The organism is Sporosarcina sp. D27 (assembly GCF_000586555.1).
In the GTDB taxonomy this organism is placed as follows: Bacteria; Bacillota; Bacilli; order Bacillales_A; family Planococcaceae; genus Sporosarcina.
Genome location: NZ_AZUC01000063.1, coordinates 81,643 through 100,324, shown reverse-complemented (window position 1 = coordinate 100,324; position 18,682 = coordinate 81,643). Strand labels below are relative to the sequence as shown.

Sequence of the window (18,682 nt, the reverse complement as noted above, 5' to 3'; positions counted from 1 at the left end):
TAAATTAAAAGGGGAAATATATAATGGATATGGGTTTAAACAATAAAACAGCATTAGTTACAGGGTCAACAAAAGGTATAGGTAAAGCAATTGCCATTGAACTTGCCAAAGAAGGAGTTAATGTGCTAATTAATGGACGGAATTATGAAGAGGTGGAACGAACTGTAAATGAAATTAAGTTTGATTTCCCCGGTACCTCTCCTCAAAATGCTACAGCCAATTTGGTGGATATTCAACAAAGAGAAGATTTATTCAAAAAGTACCCCGACATTGATATTTTAGTTAACAATATGGGGATTTATGAAATTATGCAATATGAGGACGTTGACGATGAAGTATGGATAAAATATTTTCATACTAATGTTCTTACTGCAAATGGATTATCTAAATTTTATTTGCCTAAAATGATGAACAATAATTATGGCCGTATTATCTTTATTGCGAGTGAAGAAGCAATTATGCCATCGGGACAAATGCCTCAGTATTGTATGACAAAGTCAATGCTATTATCATTGTCAAAAAGCTTATCTAAATTAACAGTAGGAACAGAAGTTACAGTCAATACAATTATGCCAGGACCAACATTGTCTGAAAATGTGCAGCAAATAATAGAGGGGGTGTACACTAACGAAGATATGACTTTTTCGGAAAAAGAGAAAGACTTTATGACTAAAAATCTACCCCAATCTGAAATTCAGCGATTTATCAGGCCAATTGAAATAGGTAGACTAACTACATTTGTATGTAGTCCCTATGCATCAGCATTTAAAGGTTCTCCAATCCGTATGGACGGAGGAATGGTACCGACAATTTTTTAACACTTTTCTATTTCGAATATTAGAAAATGGTGCATGCGCAAGAAATTTTCGTGTTTGTTTAAAAATTCATGTTTGTTTCACACACACCTTACAGTTAAAAACAAAGTAAACGTTAAAATATAAAAGCGAGCAAATCATTCGAGAGAAACGGATGATGTGCTCGCTTTTTCGATTTATGTAAAATTGGTCCCATACTATTAGTCAGGACAGTTTTCTAATAATCGCCATTCCATAAACCTTACAATCGAGACATTATTGCGTAATCCGGTTTCCTGTTCTGAAAAATATGCTTCACAGGCAATGGTGAATTGAAAAGTGCTGATAGGAAAGTAGAGTAGGAAAACCCATAGCAATTAGCTTTTTTGTTTGGAAAATGAGGGTTTTGTTGAGGTATGATGATTTTTGATAATAATTAATGAATTCTGGTAATTTGTTAAAAGTTTGGTACAATTTAATTGATAACTTAAATTACTAAGCTCCCCAACTGTCTATGAAGACTGTTTCCTTCCGCTCCAGACGGAACGCTTTCCGAGGGGCGTGGCTTGAGCCTCCTAGGTCGCGAAAACCGGGGTCTCAAGGCGAGTGCAAAGATATGGACTCAACGCTTTGCTTTTGTTCGCAAAAGCCGTTCTTCGTTACGGCTTTCGCTGATCTCTCCGGAGTCGGCCGTCTTCAGCTCCAAGCAACGGCAAGTACTATAAATAAAGCGTCCATTCATTAAACTAGCCATATAGTTAAAGATGAAACAAAGTTTTAGGTGTTTTTTGAATTATTTTCACTAGCAATGAAATGAGGTGGATATTTTTATGGAATTTTTAATAGACAAAGAATGCTTTAATAAAGCAATTTCAGATGTTAACAAAGCGGTGTCTTTAAAAACACCGTTCCCTATTTTGACAGGTATTATGATAACTGCTCATGATAATTGCTTAATCCTTGTTGGAAGCAATTCTGACATTATTATAGAAAAAGTTATTCCTTTAGTGATTGATGGAGTTAAAGTATTGGAAGTCTTTCATGTAGGTAGCATTGTTATTTCAGCAAAATATTTAAGTGGGATTGTAAAGAAATTAGACGACAAAATACATTTAAAAGTGAACGAAGAAAGATTAGTTACCATTCAATCCGATGGAATCTTAACCACCTTACCCGGATTTAACGCGGAGGAGTACCCGAGACTTCCTAAAAATGATGAAGTAAAATATATTGAAATCTCCAACATTGAGTTGATTGAGATCATAAAACAAACTGTATTTGCGGTCTCGAATAGTGAGTCAAGACCTGTCTTGACTGGAATCAATATGTCATTCAAAGAAAATCAACTTACGTGTGTCGCAACAAATTCCCAACGTCTAGCATTAAGGGAGCTTGCGTTAGAAACAAATCTAGAAGGTTCATTCACTGTACCAGGTACAAGCTTAAACGAACTTGTAAGATTGATAAATAATGAACATGGTGTAGTACAAATAGTAGTAATAGACAACTATATGGTATTTAAATCAAATTCAATTTCCCTTTTTTCAAGGTTAATTGAAGGTAACTATCCTAACATTTCCGCACTATTGCCAAATCATTCGAAGACCATAGTTACTCTAAACACAAATCAGCTATTAAAGGGAATCGATAGAGCTTGCCTTTTTGCAAGAGAATGGAAAAATAATAACATATTTTTAGAAATTCAGGATGGTTCCAAAATAAGGATTTCCTCAAATTCATCAGAAATAGGAAAAATAGAAGAAATTCAAACTATTAATACGATCGATGGCGATACTAACTTAAGTATTTCACTTGATGGAAGTTTTTTAATGGACGCATTAAAAGTAATACAAGAAGAAGAGATTAGAGTAAGTTTTGGGGGTCCGATGAGACCCATCTTAATAGAGCCTGTAAATAATTCATTTTATCTTCATCTTATTTCACCGGTACGTTCATATTAAGTGGAACAATAAGTACTAATAAAACAAGTAGGCGAATTTGTTTAGTGTTAAAGAGAAGAAATATTAATTGGAAAAATGTCAAAATAAGATGGAGGGGTTCACTTGGTGAAACGAGTAGATGTCACATATGTACTTATCTTTGATGAGCAAGGCGATAATGTATTAATGGTTAAAAATAAAGGTGAGAACTCTTCATATTATACACTTCCAGGAGGAGCAGTAGAGAGTGGGGAAACACTTGAAGAAGCTGCAGTTCGTGAAGCAAAGGAAGAGACTGGATTAGATGTTGAGCTAGATGGTATTTTTTCTATAAGTGAAGCATTTTTTGAAGACAGAGGACATCATGCCATTTTCTTTACTTTTAGAGGGAAAATAATCGGTGGAGAAATGAGTATTTCAATGCCAGAAGAAATAGAAGAAATTACTTGGATGGATTCTCAGAAAGCAGAGGATTACATACATATAACCGATTCAAAGGGATTAATAGATAGTAAATCTTCCGTACCTTATTTACTTAGAAAACGATGATAGTCGTTTGAAACAGCGGATTTTTGCTAAATTGGAAGCTTTAATTGTTCTGCCGACGTAAAGGGGTAGGAGATGATTATTATTTTGGAGAAATTATTAATAGTTTCTTTAACGGCAATAGGTGGATTTATGCTCTCCATCACTTTTAATAGTTTAGGAGAACAAGGGAATACAATTATGAAGATAGTTGGAGCACTATTATTAACTGTAGCTATGATAACCCTTTTTCAAAGGAACAGAGAAACTAATCCTATTAACTAAAGGGATTGATTCTAGAACCAGGTATTGCGCTTGGTTTGTGTAATAGCTAAATTTCGTGGTGAAAGTGATTGAAACAAACGAGGGAAAATATAATTGGTGAACTGTTATACTACCAAACAGTTTAACTAAGCGAGGAATGGGCTATGACTTCGAATCAAATAAAAAAGTTAAATCACGAAGACTATAATAAATGCAGTAATATTTGGGATATGGACCAAAAACCAAAAATGGCAAAGATATTTTATGACGAACTAGTAAGTGGAAACAGAGTTACATTTATTTATTTGGAAAATAATGAATTTATAGGTGAAGGATCGTTGGTTTTTAAGAACACTGATCCAGATTATACAATTCCAGATAGACGCATTTACCTATCTCGTATGATAGTTAAAGAAGAATTTCGCAATCGTGGAATAGGCGGGATTATCCTTGATTTTTTAATTGAATATGCCCAGCAGCTTGGTTTTCAGGAAATAGCGCTTGGTGTTGATACTGACAATATACATGCACGTCATCTATATGAAAAGAGGGGTTTTACTGACGTACTATTTATTGGGGAAGACAAGTATGGTAAATATGTGAAGCTTCTAAAAAAATTGGAATAACCAAGAAAATAGTAGTTGCTAACAAATACAACATAAAGTACTCGGTCGAGAAAAACATGCGCCCTGCGGGGTCTCAAGGCGAGTGCAAAGATATGCTCTCAACGCTTTGCTTTGTTCGCAAAAACCGTTCTTCGTTACGGCTTTCGCTGATCCTTACGGAGTGGTCCGTCTTCAGCTCCAAGCATCGGGGAGTACTTTAAATAAAGCGTCCATTTAACGGAGTTTTTGAAGGGGAGGATTTTATGGATGGAGAAGTGAAGAAAAAAGACGTTCAAGAAATTGATGGCATTCATATTATGGTTATTCTAGGCATTGTCAGTGTAACTAGCCTTTTGCATCTATCAGACAATATTCAGTGGTTTTTACTAGTAGGATACGCTTCAGTTATAATCTTTTTCCAGAAAAAAGTGAATCTAAAACGTTCTCTAGGTTTTATTGCAATTGGTTTTGGGCTTGTCTTATTAAAAATGATTTATATGAAATTAAATTTCTGGTAATTAAAATCAGATTATTCTTAACTCTTTAATGTGGGCTATAAACGAATACGTTCCGTACTGCAAACGTGCCATTCTGCGGCAAAACACTCTAAAGAAAAAGGAGGGGTTGGATGTTAGAACGAGTCATTAAACAATTCGAGTTGAATGTTTTATCAATTAACGAGGTTGACGATTCCCATAGTTCCACAGTTTATAAATGCATATTGCTTAGTGGGGAAAATATCTTTTTGAAAATACCTTACACAAAATTGAAGTGTCAGCGAGAGTTGGAAGCTTATGAAATCCTAAGAGATAAAGTTTCAATACCTAAAATGTTGGATTATTGGCATGGTGATGAAGAGTGTCCAGGTGCGTTCTTATTATCTGAATTAAAAGGGCAACCGCTAACAAATAAGGATTTACCCACAGTAGCCTTTCAGGTTGGGGTCCTTCATGCCTCTATGCATCAAATTCAACCGCCTACAACAATACAGTTAACTGGCATACAAGATGAATTTCCGGACTGGTCTAATTTTGTGGAACGTCAATTTTACAGCTTTGCAGAGGATGTAAAGGAAGTTTTGGATGAAAGTTTATACAGACAGGCCATTGAAAAGTTCGAAAATATGAAACTACAGCTCCCTCCTTCAGATGGCCCGAGCTTTATACATATGGATTTTCGTCCAGCAAATATAATTATTAATGAAGATAGAGTATCAGGTATGATAGATTTTGAAAGTGTACGATTTGGCTCAACAGAAATCGATTTCACCAAACTGAATCGTGATTTTTTAAGCTTCGACATTAGCTTGTATCAGTCCTATCAAGAAGGTTATAACACCATAAGGCCATTAATTGATTTAGAAGTTGTGTTGCCTTTTTATCAATTTACTGATGCGTTTAATAGTATTGGCTGGTGCAAACGCCGTGGAATTGAAAAGAACGCTTCATTTCTTGGAGAAAATCTTTCAATCTTAAAAAAGGTGTTACTATAAGCTACAATCGGACCAAAGAACAGAGGAGGTGAAGTGATTTTGTTAAGAAGATATTTAACTATTATTTCATTGTTATTATTTTCTTTGTTTATTATTTTTGGTTTTATTACACCAATTGAAGTGAACGGAACCTCGGAAATTGGAGATATTGTAGTCATTTCTTTAATAATCACCTCATTTCTAACTGCACTTATTAGCAAAAAAGGGAAGTTGAAAGTTTTGGCTTTAATTGTTACCTCAATTCCTGTACTTTTCCTACTGGGCTTGGTTTTGCTTCCGATATTCTATGTACAATAATCGGGTGCGATTGCTTCACAAGTAATCGCCCAATACCGTAATAGGGCCATTTAACAGAGTATATTCCAATGCTGTAAATGCACGGATATTAAAAAGGGGGGATTTAATTGAAACAAGAAAAGGCGAAATTTCTTGTACTTGGAAGTTTTCATATGTCTGAATATGAAGGTCTGAATTCCGAAAAAAGACAAAGAGAAATAGAGGAATTGGTCTCGAAACTAGAAAAGTTTAAACCAACTAAAATTGCAGTTGAAATGATACCAGAAGATAGTAAATCGTATAACGATGAATTTAATCAATATAAACTAGGTACATACAAACTAAAAATGAATGAGATATATCAAGTAGCCTTTCGGTTAGGTTTAAAGATGGAACATGAACAGATTTATGCGACTGATTGGATGGGCGATGCAGATATGAGTTTTGGGGAAGTTGAGAGTTGGGCAAAGGAAAATCAACCGAAACTTCTCAATGAAATACATGAGGGACTAGAGGCTCCTGTATTGTTAGAAGACAAAAGTGTAATCGATTACTACAAAGAATTAAACGCGCCTGCCTTAATTGAGAAGGTGCATAAACTTCATTTGAATATTGCACGGATTGGTGATGTTACTGATTACGTTGGGATGAACTGGTTAAGTTGGTGGTATAAAAGAAACCTCATCATGTTTGCAAATTTAACTAATCTTATTGATTCTGAGGATGAACGTGTTCTCTTTATTGTGGGTGTAGGGCACTCATCTATTGTTACAAAATTCATTGAGGAAAGTGAACTTTTCGAGGTCGGTGACCCTCTTAGTTATCTGTCTTGAAAATAGATTTTTTAGATAGACCTTCCAGAAACGGGGGCGATAATTGCAGAGCGTTATGTCAGGATCGGACCATTTTGCAATCTGAAAAGTGTTGCTCTGCGCTGCTGGCCTCCACGGTCGCTAAAAACATACGCACTGCGGGTTCTCAAGGCGCACGCTGATCCCTCAAGAGTCGGCCGTCTTCCGCTCCAAACAACAGAGAGTACTAGAAATAAAGCGTCCATGCATCTAACATGGCCATTAAACGCATTAGGTAGTGAGTTTGCAGTTATATAAACACCTCTATGGACACATTAATTCGGTACTATAGAAAAAGATATATTGAAGATTTAAATTAACGAGAGGGGCAATTGAAAATGGTTTTAAAAATTATCCCGTTGTCGTCTAGCGACTTCACTGAGAAGTCGAACAAACTAAGTTCCGAAGTAATTAATGAAAACACCCTCAAAGTCCATGAAAAAAAGGCTACTGAAGATACAATTATGCACAGATTAGGGATTGCCACAGCAGATGGAAAAATAGTTGGCTTTGGAATGGGAGTGACTGGGTCTTGGGATCCTATTATTTTACCTGGCCATTTTGATATTTCGATTGTTGTGGATATGGATTGGAAAAATCAAGGGCTTGGGAGTCTGTTATTTGAAGAAGTGACACGATTTGCAAAAAACAATGGTGGAACCGTGGTGCAATGCGGTGTAAGGGAATCAGAACTAACAAATATTGCATGGTTGGAAAAAAGGGGCTTTACTAAAGTATTTCATACCTTCGAATCGCAACTAGATTTATCGTCGTTCAATATAGGTCAATATAAAAGTGTTTTTGAGAATGTCAAATGGAATGGGGTAGAGTTCAAATCTTTTGCCGAGTATCCCCAAGACGATAAATGGTTGCAACGTTTTTTTGATTTTTGGTGGGAGTTGGCTAAGGATGCTCCCGGAATGGAAGGGAAATCCAAACCGGATTTTGAGGTCCTAAAGAGTCAATTCCGGGGGATTGACAGGGAAGGATTCATCTTGGCAAATGAAGGGGATAGTTGGATTGCAATGTCGATGATTATCAATGAGTCAAATGAAATCTTTTATAATTCATTAACAGGGGTTCAACGGGGTTATCGGGGAAAAGGAATTGCACTTGCTGTGAAGCTTAAGGCCATTGATTATGCAAAACAAAAAGGCTCAAAGCTTGTTCGAACACATAATAGTTCAAATAATATTCCGATGCTGAATATTAACCAAAAGTTAGGATATAAAAAACAGACTGGAATTTGTTTTTTTGAAAAGCAAATCTAAGCATTAACAACCATTTTTTGTTTATAAGCTATACTGCAATCGGGCCAAATAATTAAATAAAATATCTGAAAAATAAGGTGTGATTTGCTTTGTATAGTAACGTTGGTATTCCAGGCTTAATTGTAATTGCCCTTGTACTTATACTAATCGTTTGGCTAGTAAGGCGTTTAGTCACTAAAAATAGATAAGGATTTTTTAGGAACCCATACTTAGATAAACCGGGGGCTCTTGTTTGTTAAAGTAGGACACTTTAGTTGATTGGAGTGGAAGCCGACGACTCCCGAAAGCGTCCGGCTGGAAGGCAAATCAACGGGTTTAACGCTATTCCAGATTCGGTGGCCGTTCTGGTAAATGGAATATGCCAGGAACGGGCCAAAATTAGTAAGGGTGTGAATGTATAATATGACAACAGCCTATGTAAATTGGGGAGATGCAAAAGTAAAACTAACTTGGAAACCTGAATGCCCATCTCCACAATATAATTTAATTACAAGCGTTCATGGTTTTTGCTTTTATAAGAATAAGTTGCTATTAGTTAATCTAAATCATAGAGGGTGGGACTTTCCAGGAGGTCACATTGAATTTAATGAAACTCCAGTGGAATGTTTGAAACGTGAAGCTATGGAAGAAGGTTACGTTGAAGGGGGATGTCATTTACAGGGCCATATTGTAGTTGACCATACTGAAAACCCTAATTGGAACGAAGACAGCCTATTTCCAAAAATCGGGTATCAGTTGTTTTATCGTATGAATGTTGAGAAATTGCATAGTTTTACAGGGGAGTATGAGTCTTCGGAAAGACTTTTTATAGACCCTAAAGAAGTTACAAATTACTACTGTGACTGGAATGGACTATATCAAGATATACTGAATTACGCATTTAGCATAGCATGAATGCTGATTACGGTAATGGGCGCGACTAATGAATAAGGGTGCGCTCCGATCGGGCGGTTTTGTGCAAAGATAATCGAACCAAACTACAAAATATACCTTGAGGTGGGACTATGAAAAAAGGCATTTTATTATTTTCCATAGGCTTAGTGTTATTTATGGTGGGTATGTTTGTGGCAACTCTTCTATCTATAGGATGGATAATAACTGGAACTTTAATGGCGGTTATTGGTGGTGGACTATTGGGCATTAGCTCTCACTTCATCGTGTCTACAAGCAGAAACATCCATAATTAAGCAATAGGGCACGGGAACTTCACTCCAATCAGGAAAATTAGTAGAGGAGTATAAAGAAAAAAGAAGGGGTGACCAGTGAAAATTGCAAAGATTACTCTATTCGTTGTTAGTTTGTTATTGTTGGGAGTCTTTCTGCTAGGAAACCAAATGACTCCGAATCCAGGAACATCATCTGGAAACGGTAATCCAGCATTGTTGATAGCATTTTTGCTAATTCCAGCGTTTGTCTTTATGGTATTCTTATGGGTTCGGATTTTTCATGTGCATCCGTTTGGCAACACTGCATTTACGATCAGCATATTAGCTATTCTCGTTCATTTATCTGCTGCCTTTATATATCAAAGATATGCATTTATTGAATATCGCCAAGTCATAAAGGAGGCATTACTAAAAATAGATGGCGTTGCAGATGAGGAATATTTACAAAGCATTACTTCAGGACTGAGTATTCATGTGAACAACCAGTATTTTAATCTAAATACTTACTTTATGTTTGTTACCTTTTCGATTTTGATTGCTATTGTGTATACCATTTTTGAGAAAAAAGAAAAGGCTAATTTCAAGTGATTTCTATTCGTTATTAACTATTAAATCCTCTTTAAACTTTATGCAAGATCATAATAATGGCGTTTTTATTATTTTAACTAGCATAGATAGAAGATGGTTGTTCTCAGAGAAGAAATCTAAAATATTTCCGATGAAAATAACTCTTGATGAACAATTAATTGTAGGAGTAGATAAAGAACATGAATTTTTTATAAAAAAAGCTCATGACTGTAGACAATAGGGTGGATCGACTTATTTTTCATCCCTTTGTTATTTTGATTCTTCGACATCATGTCCATCAGCGCATTTGATAGGTGTCTCAGATGTATATCAAAACAGGAAGATATCGCAAAGAAAAAACAAGCAAAAGAGCAGTGGCTACACAGCCGCTGCTCTTTTGCTTGTTTTTTAAATTAGTTATTACTTAGTAGGTTGTACTTCAGCGTTAATTTCCTCTGTCAGCTGAACGAGCTGGTCAATAAGATCACCAATATAAGCAATCGTATTGCGTAACGGTTCGTCAGTCGTAATGTCGACGCCCGCCATTTTTGAAAGTTCAGCTGGTGTTTGTGTTCCACCTGCTTGTAATACTTTCAACCAATCATCTACTGCTGGCTGACCTTCATTCAACACGCGTTTTGCCATTTCTGTTGAAATCGTAAGCCCTGCACTGTACGTATATGGATACAGACCCATATAGTAGTGCGGTTGACGCATCCACGTAAGCTCTGCGCCTTCGTTAATTTCCACAGTATCTCCCCAGAATTCTTCTAGAACGCCACGCTTTAGCTCGTTTAAAATGGTTGCATTGACGCTGCCGCCTGCATCGATTTTTTCATACACTTTTCGCTGATAAGCGGCTTCTAGTAAATGAGTTACAAAGTTGTGATAATACGTACGTGAAATAATGGAAGAAATGACCCAGCGTTTGAACTTCAGATCTTCTGAATTTGAAAGAAGATGATTTGCTACGAGCATTTCATTCATCGTCGATGGAGCTTCAATGAAATAGGTAGACGGACGTGAGTTGAACACGTTCTGGTTCTTATGAGCATTGTAGAAATGTCCAGCATGTCCAAGTTCGTGAGCAAGGACGAATACGTCTTCCATGCTACCTGTCCAAGAAATCAGGATATACGGGTGCGTGCCGTAAGGGCTTGAACAAAAAGCACCTGTCGACTTGCCTTTGTTCTGTGCGAAATCTGTCCATCGTTCATCATACGAACGTTTTACCATATCTAAATAGTCAGGACCCATAATTGCAAGAGCATCGTTAATGTATTTTTTGGATTCCTCTACAGTGATTGTCGGTTCGTACGTTGCATCCAAAGGGATTTTCAAATCTGCGAACGTCATTTTGTCGAGTCCGTGTACATCTTTTAGAAGGTTAGCATACTTGCGCATGTGTGGAGCCAATTCTTTGGTGATCAAATCGATTTGGCGATGATACATCGACTGATCGACTTCCTGATTGAATAATAAGTAGTCTGTAATACTCTCATAGCCACGTAAATCAGATGTGATTTTCTCGAGTTGCAAGTGAGAATCATACGTTTTAGCAGTCGTATGCTGATAGTCACGTAATTTTGCAGAAAATGCTTCGAATGCGGCACGGCGTTTTTTTGTATCCGGCTCGGACTCCCAACCACCTTCAAATGAGACATAGCTGAGCGGATATGAATTTCCATCCACAACGAAATCGGGAAAATCCATATCGACCATTTTAGTCGTGTTATACAAACCATATGGTGCATCGAAAGCAGAAGAATAAGCAGCAAGCGCCTTTTCAACTTCCGGGTGTAGGCGATACTGCTTCTCGCGGATCAATTCTTTCAAATAATGACTATATTCTTCTGATTGCTCCATTGCTTGCTGTAATACGTCCTCAGACAGCTCTAGCAATTCGCTCGTAACAAAAGAGAGTTGGCTTCCTACTTTAGCTGAAACTGAACCGAAATGGCTATCGCGCATTTGTGCTTCGTCATTTGTCTGGTCAACACTCACTGCTAAGCTTGTGTACGTACCAAGTGGAATAATCTGCATGTAAATCGCTTCAAATTGTTTCAGTACAGCTACTACATCTTCAGCGGTTTGGATATTTGCTTGGAACTTCTTTGCGAATGCTGTAACGTCAGTTTGCAATGTTTCTAGAGCTTCGGCATAGGCAGCCTCCGAAGGGAATAGATCTTTCAAATTCCACGTTTCTTCTTGAGGTACTTCTGATCTTAGCGGTAATTGTTTAACCAATGAACTCTCTCCCTTATTTCGAATTCTGAACTACTTTTAGTATAAAACAAATAGACTGAAATGTACAAAGATTTATAGAGTGAGTAAGTTAAGATGGAGAATGGCTCGAGAGTATGAAATCTACCATCCAATCTGTATCTAGTGGCCCATCCAATAGTGTATATTGCTCTCCATTTTGAGTAACAATCAAACTGTCTTCCACCATTATTGTTACAAGGTTTTCATCGTGATCTTCAATACTGATTGTGAATTGATTGAAATTCAATTCATCAAGAATTTCTTGTGAATCTTTTTTCTTTAACTCATAACTACCTAGAAACTCTAGCAGATTGGCAATCTGTTCTTTGTCTGATGAAACCCATGCGGGCGGTGTCATGCCTGTTGTTGAAGGTTTTGTGAAAATAAGCTGAACTACATGCTCTTCAGGCAACTGTAGCACTTCTGAAAATTTCTTTGAAGAAAATTCGTTAATGGAATGGATCATGGCATAAGCTCCTCCGGCGAGTAGTAAAACTAGTAGAAACGCGCGTAATTTCATAGAAATAGCCTCCTTGTATCGTTCGTTAGTGTAGTATACGCATGCGCATGATCAGGTGGTATTGTATTCCGACGCTAGTATATGTTTGAGTCAATATAATAATTCACAGAATTGTTATGATATACTGATAAGCAAATAGGTGAGGGAGGAATTCAAATGGTACAAAAAGTTGAACATGCGATTCAGGATCGTTATCCGGATGACTTTTCTTGGTGTTATGGATGTGGTCGATTAAACAAAGAAGGTCACCATTTTAGAACCGGTTGGGAAGGAAACCAAACCGTTACATACTATAAGCCAGACTCTAATCACAAGGCGATTCCAGGATTCGTCTATGGAGGGATCATCGCCTCGTTGATAGATTGCCATGGAACTGGCTCCGCTTCACTAGCTCTTCATCGCAAGAATGGATTTGAGCCAGATAAAGAGGAACTTCCACCGAGGTTTGTAACCGCTTCCTTGTTAGTGAATTATGTTAAACCGACTCCAGAAGGAACTACCTTGAAAGCTGTCGGCACCGTTGAAGAAATACATCCTAAGAAATTCAAAGTAGCCGTTGAAGTTTTTGCAGATGGTGTACTATGCGCAACTGGAGAAGTTGTTGCAGTTGTCATGCCTGCTTCATTTGGAGCAAAATAAGATGAATCTTTTCCGCGCCTCATTCGTAAAATTACTAAGATCGAGTGAAAGGGTGGAAACCTATGGAAACAAAAGGTTTAAAGATTCTCATACATGCCAGTGCATTCTTTGCCCCATTTTTGGTGCCAGTTGCGATATACATCATGACGTTTTTCGTGGAGTTAGATGAACAAATAAAACGGTTGGCGATTCAAGCGCTTTTGTTCCAATTAGTCATGGGAGCATTGATCATTTTGTCAACGATCTTTTCGGTTATCATTATTGGAATACCGTTCCTGATTGGTTTCATCATTATGACAATTGTGATTCCGATTATCGCGATTATTAAAACGCTTCAAGATGAGCCATACAATTATCCAATCGTGGGACGTTGGTTCTAATTATTTTACTGAATAGAAAAAATAGTTGTGTTTCTATATTAGAAAAGTTATTATGTTTAGAAATGCACACGTGAAAACCTTTCCCGTGAGAAGATGCTCTGGGAAGGGCTTTTTTTATAGTACCGAGTGAAAGCGTTTGCATGTATACATATACATTGGAATACAGTAGATTACCATTGAAAAAGGGGAGGGAATGGAATTGAAATTACGTTTCAACTTGGTCACTCAAATTTTTGTTGCCTTTGTTTTGGCTATTATTCTAGGAAGTATATTCGGAAGTAAAATTGATTTCCTGCAGCCGCTCGGTGATTTGTTCTTACGACTCATTAAATTTGTAATTGCACCGCTTGTTCTTTCAACTCTTGTTGTAGGAGTTGCGAGTATGTCAGACCCAAAACAACTAGGTCGAATCGGTCTCAAAACAATTGTGTACTACTTAGCAACAACTGCAATCGCAATTATAATTGGTTTGTCAGTAGCGTTTTTGATCAACCCAGGGACGGGGGTCAACATTTCCACAGATGAGGGAAGTGTACCAGAGGCTGCTGTCGCGGAACCGCAAAGCGCGATTGATACGTTTTTGAACATTGTACCTACCAATCCTTTTGAGGCGCTTGCAACGGGGAATATTCTACAAATTATTTTCTTTGCCTTGTTCATTGGAATTGCCATTACGATGATTGGTGAAAAGGCGGCGCCCGTGTTGTCCTTCTTTGAAGGGTTTGCGGAAATCATGTACAAAATTACAGGGATCATTATGCGTGTCGCACCATTTGGTATTTTGGGATTAATGGCGCCAGTCGTTGGAGAATATGGATTATCTGTATTGCTACCTTTGTTAAAAGTAGTGCTAGCCGTATACATTGCGTGTATTGTGCATGCACTTGTCGTATACTCCATTGCTGTGAAAACAATGGGTAAACTTAGCCCGATTACGTTCTTTAAAGGCATCTTCCCAGCTGCACTTGTTGCATTTAGTACTGCAAGCAGTGCAGGAACACTTCCTGTTACCATCAAGAACACAACAGAGAATCTTGGCGTGCCAAAACGGATCGCAAGTTTTGTTCTGCCTCTAGGAGCTACTATTAATATGGATGGAACCGCAATCTATCAAGGGGTTGCAGTCGTGTTCATTGCACAATTCTTCGATATTCAGCTGACGTTCCTACAGTTGCTAACTGTCGTTTTGACAACTGTTCTTGCATCTATTGGTACAGCCGGGGTACCAGGTGCAGGCATGATTATGCTTGCAATGGTTTTGAACTCCGTGAATATGCCACTCGAAGGAATCGCTCTCATTGCAGGTATTGACCGGGTGCTGGACATGATGCGAACGTCTGTTAATATCGTTGGAGATGCGTCAGCTGCGGTCATTGTAGCTGGATCAGAAAGAGAAATCAAACCGATTGAATCAGCAGTCAATTCATAAAAGACTTGATACAAAAAACGTCGTCCATTTCATATGGACGACGCTTTTTTTTATTAACCTCACCAGATTAGGAAAGTCTGGGCGTTTGTTGCCATATAGTTGTAACAGAACACAATGAGGTGGTGAGTGGAGATGGAAAGCGCTAGAAAGGTAATTGCATTGCTTGTAGGAAGTGTTTTTTTAGGAATAGGCTTGAACTTATTTCTAATCCCTCATGGGTTGATGGAGGGGGGCGCTCTTGGAATCAGTCTCATTGTCCATTATGTCACGGGGACGAAAGTAGGGCTGACGTTCCTAATAATAAGTATTCCTATTTTTATGTTGACTTACTTTTTGTACAGACCCTTTTTCTATAATGGAATCCACGGCATGTTGATTTCCGCTCTTATCATCGATGTGTTTGCACCGATTAAAGAAAGCGGTATTGCCATTCAATTAGGGCCGGTTGTCAGTAGTGCAACAGGAGGTATCCTTATTGGAATCGGTACAGGAATCATGTTGCGCCGTGGTATTAGTATTGGAGGAACAGACTTACTTGCTCAGCTCATAGCTAAAGGGCTACGAACGAATTCAGGTCTGATTATCATGCTGTTTGACATCATCATTGTAACGGTAGGAAGCCTATCTGTGCCTACGGTTTCGCTTGTCCTCTCTCTAATTACAGTCTGTAGTGTCGGTTTAACGATTAGTTTCATTGTTTCATGGAATACGAAAGTAGTTCAGTCAAAAGAAGTTATCAATAGACTATGAAACTTCTTCATCATGAAAAGAACTTTCTGCGGTACGGAAACTTTGATAAACATCTATGGTATTGACAAGTAACAAAAAGAATACGAGGGAGTTGGAGAACCACAATAAGCCATTTCCACTTAAAGGAGAGGCTACATCTCTTCGACCTTCATACAAGGACTCGATCATAAAAGTGAATATCTGAATGTCCAACAGCAAGGGGAATAATGTGCTTGTCCAAGCCATGTTGAGTAGCAATTTTCCTGCAGCTAACTTTTTGTTCCACATTCCATCAGAGCTTTCATAAGCGCCTAGTACTATTTCAATAACTGTTAGGAGTAGAATAATGGGAATGTAAATAGATAACGCATATTCATCAGCACTTGTCATGTGATCACTTCCTTTTCATACAAATTGTATCCGAATTGAAAAGAATTTAGTCAAAACTAATACATATAGAACTGGAGCATTACTATTTCCATGTTATACATACAAAAATGAGGGTATTGGGGTAGTAACTAGAGAAATGGGAGTCGTTGCCGTTGGAGAAGAAGTTTTGGAAGAATCCAGTATTTGTGATATCCGCATCAGTCATTTTCATTTTAGTAGTACTTGGTGCGGTCATGAACGAAAGGTTTGGAGTTATAGCAGATCAGTTATATGAATTCACCACGAGAAGTTTCGGCTGGTTCTACTTGCTTGTTGTATTTGTATTGATCGTGTTTCTGATTGGACTGGCCATTAGTAAATATGGAGCCATACGTTTAGGTGGAGATGATGAACGACCGGATTTTCCGTTCTTTACATGGATCGGTATGTTGTTTTCAGCTGGTTTTGGTGTCGGTCTTGTCTTTTATGGTGTAGCTGAACCGATGAGCCATTACATCAATGCACCTGTTTCAGGGGTGGAGCCTGGCACGGAAGAGGCGGCACGTGTTGCTATGGGGTATTCGTTTTTCCATTGGGGGATTTCACAGTGGGCTATTTTTGGCTTAGTTGGTCTGGTTATTGCATTTTTACAGTTTAGAAAGAAGAAAGATGGACTTATTTCAACTGCATTGGAACCTGTAGTAGGTTCAAACAAGTATTTGAAGGGTGGCATTGACTCGTTAGCGGTCATTGCAACGGTGATGGGGATTGCGACTTCATTGGGCCTCGGTGTTCTTCAAATGAGTGGAGGACTGGAGTATGCATTCGACATCAATAATACATACCTCGTTCAATTTTCAATCATTGCAGTTGTTTTCGTAGCCTATATGATTTCTGCGTCAACAGGGTTAGAGAAAGGAATTCGATATTTAGGGAATTTCAACTTAGGACTAGCGATCACGTTACTCGCCTTCTTCTTTGTCGTCGGTCCAAAGGTATTCATATTGGACAGTTTTACATTAGCAATCGGGGATTATATTACGAATTTCATCCAATATAGTTTGCGTTTGCAGCCCTATGGTGAAGGGACATGGGTTCAGAAATGGACGATTTTTTACTGGGCATGGACGATTGCCTGGTCACCATTTGTCGGAGCTTTTGTCGCCAGAGTTTCGAAAGGGAGAACGATTCGAGAATTCATAGTCGGTGTTATGGTCATCCCTCCTGTATTTGCTTGTATGTGGGTAGCAACTCTTGGCGGCACAGCGTTATATAGTGATTTGAAAAATGGGACAAACATTGCTGAAGCAGTCGACCAAGACGTGACATCTGCTCTATTCGCAACGTTCCAACATATGCCGTTAACAGGAGTGTTAACGTTCTTGGCAATTATATTGATTTTCACTTTCCTGGTCACATCTGCTGATTCCGCTACATACATTTTAGCAAGCATGACAACGAAAGGAAGTCTTTTACCACCTTTAGCAGTAAAATTGACGTGGGGCGTGCTCATGGCGGCTATTGGTGCAGTTCTCCTGTATGCAGGTGGTCTTGAAGCCCTCCAGTCGGCTTCCTTAGTATCTGCATTGCCATTCGGTGTATTTTTAATAATCATGGTATTTTCTATGGTGAAAATGCTGAAGAAAGAACCGATTACAGTAAGGCCGAGAGATGTACGACGCTTTGAACGAATAGAAGCCGAGTATAATAAGAAAAAAGAACGACGAAAAGAAAAACAGACGAACAAGAGCTGAGGATAGCATGCTCAATCCATAAAAAAACAAGCAACCGAGTCAGTATTTTGACTCGATTGCTTGTTTTATTTATTTGCCTGAACACAGATTTCTTTCTTCTCCGGGAGGACTAAACAGTTGAGTTGCCCACCAAATACAGCACCACCATCTATTCCGATAATGGAATTCGACCCGTAGTAGATGCTATTATCGCTCTCATCATTACGAAGCCCCTTTGTCGGTGTATGTCCGAAAATTACTGTCTTTGGCCCATTATAGTTAGAATGAAATTCATCTCGTATCCAGATTAGTTCATGTGGATCTGTTTCTTCCAACGATACTCCAGGCTTCACTCCAGCATGAATGAAGATTGTCTCTTCTTCTTCAATATAGTAAGGAAGATTACGGACAAACTCTAAGTGACGATTGAGCTGATCCGAGTGGAGATGAGGTTTTTGGAATTCTTCTTCTTCCGAAAACAAAAAGGATTCCGGTTTGAATCCATAGCTTTGCAATGTCGCGTCTCCACCATTTCGACCAGTCCAATTTCTCCAAATGCGCTCATTGCCATCAATCAGGGATTTGACCATCATATCCTCATGATTTCCTTTGAGAGCAACTGCGCCTCCTTCGACCAACTCCATGACTTTATCGAGCGTTGCTTTTGAATCAGGTCCTCTATCTATGTAATCTCCAAGTAAAAATAGTCGATCTGTTTTAGAATTGTAGTTGGCCATTTCTAATAATGCAGTGAGCATACCCAGTTCACCATGGATGTCACTAATGACAAGTGTCCGTTTCATATCTCTCTCCCTTTCCAACGCATATCTACACTAACAGTACGCCACATTTTCCGATAAATCAATT

22 protein-coding genes are annotated in these 18,682 nt (G+C 38.2%); 18 read left to right on the top strand and 4 right to left on the bottom strand.

Features of this window, described 5'->3' with window-relative positions:
• Positions 1–23: 23 nt before the first annotated feature.
• From N693_RS0117780 to N693_RS0117715, 13 genes are all read left to right on the top strand, one after another.
• Positions 24–818: an SDR family NAD(P)-dependent oxidoreductase gene (locus N693_RS0117780; protein ID WP_025786200.1), complete on the top strand. Its 795-nt coding sequence runs from the start codon at positions 24–26 to the stop codon at positions 816–818.
• Between the two features lie 806 nt (positions 819–1,624).
• Positions 1,625–2,755 (top strand): DNA polymerase III subunit beta, encoded by a 1,131-nt coding sequence (gene dnaN, locus N693_RS0117775; RefSeq protein WP_025786198.1) that lies wholly within the window; start codon positions 1,625–1,627, stop codon positions 2,753–2,755.
• A 105-nt stretch (positions 2,756–2,860) separates the two neighbouring features.
• Positions 2,861–3,283, top strand: coding sequence for an NUDIX hydrolase (locus N693_RS0117770; protein ID WP_025786196.1), 423 nt, complete (start codon positions 2,861–2,863; stop codon positions 3,281–3,283).
• Positions 3,284–3,367: 84 nt separating this feature from the next.
• Complete coding sequence (locus N693_RS0117765) at positions 3,368–3,544, top strand: LPXTG cell wall anchor domain-containing protein (RefSeq protein ID WP_172643608.1); 177 nt, start codon at positions 3,368–3,370, stop codon at positions 3,542–3,544.
• Positions 3,545–3,687: 143 nt separating this feature from the next.
• Positions 3,688–4,149, top strand: coding sequence for a GNAT family N-acetyltransferase (locus tag N693_RS0117760; protein ID WP_025786192.1), 462 nt, complete (start codon positions 3,688–3,690; stop codon positions 4,147–4,149).
• A gap of 242 nt (positions 4,150–4,391) precedes the next feature.
• Entirely contained in the window at positions 4,392–4,646 is a 255-nt protein-coding gene (locus tag N693_RS0117755; RefSeq protein ID WP_025786190.1) for a hypothetical protein, read from the top strand.
• A gap of 110 nt (positions 4,647–4,756) precedes the next feature.
• Complete coding sequence (locus N693_RS0117750) at positions 4,757–5,620, top strand: aminoglycoside phosphotransferase family protein (protein ID WP_025786188.1); 864 nt, start codon at positions 4,757–4,759, stop codon at positions 5,618–5,620.
• A gap of 39 nt (positions 5,621–5,659) precedes the next feature.
• A complete protein-coding gene (locus N693_RS0117745; RefSeq protein WP_025786186.1) occupies positions 5,660–5,917 on the top strand; it encodes a hypothetical protein in 258 nt (85 codons plus the stop codon).
• A 107-nt stretch (positions 5,918–6,024) separates the two neighbouring features.
• Complete coding sequence (locus N693_RS0117740) at positions 6,025–6,729, top strand: DUF5694 domain-containing protein (protein WP_025786183.1); 705 nt, start codon at positions 6,025–6,027, stop codon at positions 6,727–6,729.
• 356 nt (positions 6,730–7,085) lie between these two features.
• A complete protein-coding gene (locus N693_RS0117735) occupies positions 7,086–8,018 on the top strand; it encodes a GNAT family N-acetyltransferase (RefSeq protein WP_025786182.1) in 933 nt (310 codons plus the stop codon).
• Between the two features lie 402 nt (positions 8,019–8,420).
• Positions 8,421–8,912: an NUDIX hydrolase gene (locus tag N693_RS0117725; protein WP_025786181.1), complete on the top strand. Its 492-nt coding sequence runs from the start codon at positions 8,421–8,423 to the stop codon at positions 8,910–8,912.
• A 110-nt stretch (positions 8,913–9,022) separates the two neighbouring features.
• The gene (locus N693_RS0117720; RefSeq protein ID WP_025786180.1) at positions 9,023–9,205 is read left to right on the top strand and encodes a hypothetical protein; all 183 of its coding nucleotides are present in this window, start codon (positions 9,023–9,025) and stop codon (positions 9,203–9,205) included.
• Between the two features lie 75 nt (positions 9,206–9,280).
• On the top strand, positions 9,281–9,772 hold the full coding sequence (locus tag N693_RS0117715) for a hypothetical protein (RefSeq protein WP_025786179.1): 492 nt from the start codon (positions 9,281–9,283) through the stop codon (positions 9,770–9,772).
• Between the two features lie 399 nt (positions 9,773–10,171).
• Here N693_RS0117715 and pepF read toward each other — a convergent pair whose 3' ends face one another.
• Complete coding sequence (pepF, locus tag N693_RS0117710; RefSeq protein WP_025786177.1) at positions 10,172–11,998, bottom strand: oligoendopeptidase F; 1,827 nt, start codon at positions 11,996–11,998, stop codon at positions 10,172–10,174.
• 88 nt (positions 11,999–12,086) lie between these two features.
• Positions 12,087–12,536 (bottom strand): hypothetical protein, encoded by a 450-nt coding sequence (locus tag N693_RS0117705; protein WP_025786175.1) that lies wholly within the window; start codon positions 12,534–12,536, stop codon positions 12,087–12,089.
• Between the two features lie 156 nt (positions 12,537–12,692).
• Here N693_RS0117705 and N693_RS0117700 point away from each other — a divergent pair, with 156 nt between their 5' ends.
• The 4 genes from N693_RS0117700 to N693_RS0117685 all read left to right on the top strand — a co-directional run bounded on the left by N693_RS0117700 (position 12,693) and on the right by N693_RS0117685 (position 15,734).
• A complete protein-coding gene (locus N693_RS0117700; protein WP_025786173.1) occupies positions 12,693–13,175 on the top strand; it encodes a PaaI family thioesterase in 483 nt (160 codons plus the stop codon).
• Positions 13,176–13,237: 62 nt separating this feature from the next.
• Positions 13,238–13,555, top strand: a complete 318-nt coding sequence (locus N693_RS0117695; protein WP_025786171.1) for a DUF4870 domain-containing protein — start codon at positions 13,238–13,240, stop codon at positions 13,553–13,555.
• 193 nt (positions 13,556–13,748) lie between these two features.
• Positions 13,749–14,984, top strand: coding sequence for a dicarboxylate/amino acid:cation symporter (locus N693_RS0117690; protein ID WP_025786169.1), 1,236 nt, complete (start codon positions 13,749–13,751; stop codon positions 14,982–14,984).
• A 132-nt stretch (positions 14,985–15,116) separates the two neighbouring features.
• Positions 15,117–15,734, top strand: a complete 618-nt coding sequence (locus N693_RS0117685) for a YitT family protein (RefSeq protein WP_025786167.1) — start codon at positions 15,117–15,119, stop codon at positions 15,732–15,734.
• Here N693_RS0117685 and N693_RS0117680 read toward each other — a convergent pair.
• Positions 15,729–16,103, bottom strand: a complete 375-nt coding sequence (locus N693_RS0117680; RefSeq protein ID WP_025786165.1) for a hypothetical protein — start codon at positions 16,101–16,103, stop codon at positions 15,729–15,731. The two genes, N693_RS0117685 and N693_RS0117680, sit on opposite strands and share 6 nt — an antisense overlap.
• Before the next feature lie 152 nt (positions 16,104–16,255).
• Between N693_RS0117680 and N693_RS0117675 the strand changes: the two genes are divergently transcribed.
• Positions 16,256–17,836, top strand: coding sequence for a BCCT family transporter (locus N693_RS0117675; RefSeq protein WP_025786163.1), 1,581 nt, complete (start codon positions 16,256–16,258; stop codon positions 17,834–17,836).
• Between the two features lie 65 nt (positions 17,837–17,901).
• Here the strand turns inward: N693_RS0117675 and N693_RS0117670 are convergent, their stop codons facing one another.
• Complete coding sequence (locus tag N693_RS0117670; protein ID WP_025786161.1) at positions 17,902–18,618, bottom strand: metallophosphoesterase family protein; 717 nt, start codon at positions 18,616–18,618, stop codon at positions 17,902–17,904.
• Positions 18,619–18,682 lie beyond the last annotated feature (64 nt).

Coding starts and splice junctions, on each gene's coding strand:
- N693_RS0117780 (WP_025786200.1), top strand. CDS start 24: ATGGATATGGGTTTAAACAATAAAACAGCATTAGTTACAGGGTCAACA.
- N693_RS0117760 (WP_025786192.1), top strand. CDS start 3,688: ATGACTTCGAATCAAATAAAAAAGTTAAATCACGAAGACTATAATAAA.
- N693_RS0117755 (WP_025786190.1), top strand. CDS start 4,392: ATGGATGGAGAAGTGAAGAAAAAAGACGTTCAAGAAATTGATGGCATT.
- N693_RS0117735 (WP_025786182.1), top strand. CDS start 7,086: ATGGTTTTAAAAATTATCCCGTTGTCGTCTAGCGACTTCACTGAGAAG.
- N693_RS0117720 (WP_025786180.1), top strand. CDS start 9,023: ATGAAAAAAGGCATTTTATTATTTTCCATAGGCTTAGTGTTATTTATG.
- N693_RS0117680 (WP_025786165.1), bottom strand. CDS start 16,103: ATGACAAGTGCTGATGAATATGCGTTATCTATTTACATTCCCATTATT.
- N693_RS0117700 (WP_025786173.1), top strand. CDS start 12,693: ATGGTACAAAAAGTTGAACATGCGATTCAGGATCGTTATCCGGATGAC.
- N693_RS0117750 (WP_025786188.1), top strand. CDS start 4,757: ATGTTAGAACGAGTCATTAAACAATTCGAGTTGAATGTTTTATCAATT.
- N693_RS0117670 (WP_025786161.1), bottom strand. CDS start 18,618: ATGAAACGGACACTTGTCATTAGTGACATCCATGGTGAACTGGGTATG.
- N693_RS0117685 (WP_025786167.1), top strand. CDS start 15,117: ATGGAAAGCGCTAGAAAGGTAATTGCATTGCTTGTAGGAAGTGTTTTT.
- N693_RS0117690 (WP_025786169.1), top strand. CDS start 13,749: ATGGAATTGAAATTACGTTTCAACTTGGTCACTCAAATTTTTGTTGCC.
- N693_RS0117705 (WP_025786175.1), bottom strand. CDS start 12,536: ATGAAATTACGCGCGTTTCTACTAGTTTTACTACTCGCCGGAGGAGCT.
- N693_RS0117695 (WP_025786171.1), top strand. CDS start 13,238: ATGGAAACAAAAGGTTTAAAGATTCTCATACATGCCAGTGCATTCTTT.
- dnaN (WP_025786198.1), top strand. CDS start 1,625: ATGGAATTTTTAATAGACAAAGAATGCTTTAATAAAGCAATTTCAGAT.
- N693_RS0117725 (WP_025786181.1), top strand. CDS start 8,421: ATGACAACAGCCTATGTAAATTGGGGAGATGCAAAAGTAAAACTAACT.